The sequence below is a fragment of the Streptomyces montanus genome, from assembly GCF_005786655.1.
Classification (GTDB): domain Bacteria; phylum Actinomycetota; class Actinomycetes; order Streptomycetales; family Streptomycetaceae; genus Streptomyces; species Streptomyces sporangiiformans.
Window position 1 is genome coordinate 47,853 of the sequence record NZ_VBZC01000069.1, and the last position, 712, is coordinate 48,564.

General features: G+C 67.4%; 2 protein-coding genes. Both read left to right on the plus strand.

Features of this window, described 5'->3' with window-relative positions; all coding sequences use genetic code 11:
* The first annotated feature begins 55 nt into the window (after window positions 1–55).
* Window positions 56–304, plus strand: a complete 249-nt coding sequence (locus tag FE633_RS39760; protein ID WP_240436923.1) for a YlxR family protein — start codon at window positions 56–58, stop codon at window positions 302–304.
* Between the two features lie 146 nt (window positions 305–450).
* The coding region (locus FE633_RS39765) for a translation initiation factor IF-2 N-terminal domain-containing protein (RefSeq protein WP_138050038.1) at window positions 451–712 on the plus strand (262 nt) is incomplete at its 3' end.

Genomic DNA, 712 nt, shown 5'->3' on the forward strand with positions numbered 1-712 from the left:
AGACTTGAGCGTATCTGGCCGGACGCAAGCCCGGGCATGCCCTGAACGCACGTGTGTGGGGTGTCGGGAGCGAGCGGCCAAGATCGATCTGCTGCGGATCGTGGCGATCGAGGGCGCTTGCGTCCCCGATCTTCGCGGTACGCTGCCCGGCCGGGGTGCGTATGTGCACCCCGCCCTGGTCTGTCTCGACCTGGCGGTACGCCGCCGGGCGTTCCCACGGGCGCTGCGCGCCCCGGGACCGCTCGACACAAAGGTGTTGCGCCAAGCCGTCGAGAAGACCGTTGCTGAGAAGGCAACACCGTAAGACGTGTCGTACGGAACCCCGTGCGGCCCTGGTACCTCGCGAGTCGGAAGTAGGTCGAGATTGCGATGAGCACTCGATGAGTACGCGATGAGTACGCCCATGAAGTAGCGACGGTCCGGACACAACCCGGACCTAAAAGGAGCGAAGTGGCTAAGGTCCGGGTATACGAACTCGCCAAGGAGTTCGGGGTTGAGAGCAAGGTCGTCATGGCCAAGCTCCAAGAACTCGGTGAATTTGTCCGTTCGGCGTCCTCGACGATCGAGGCGCCCGTTGTACGCAAACTGACTGACGCCCTGCAGCAGGGCAACGGCGGCGGCAAGCCCGCCCCGCGCAAGGCCGCGCCCGCCAGGCCGGCCGCCCCCTCACCGGCGCAGGCCGCCCGTCCGGCTGCCCCGCGCCCGCCGGCCC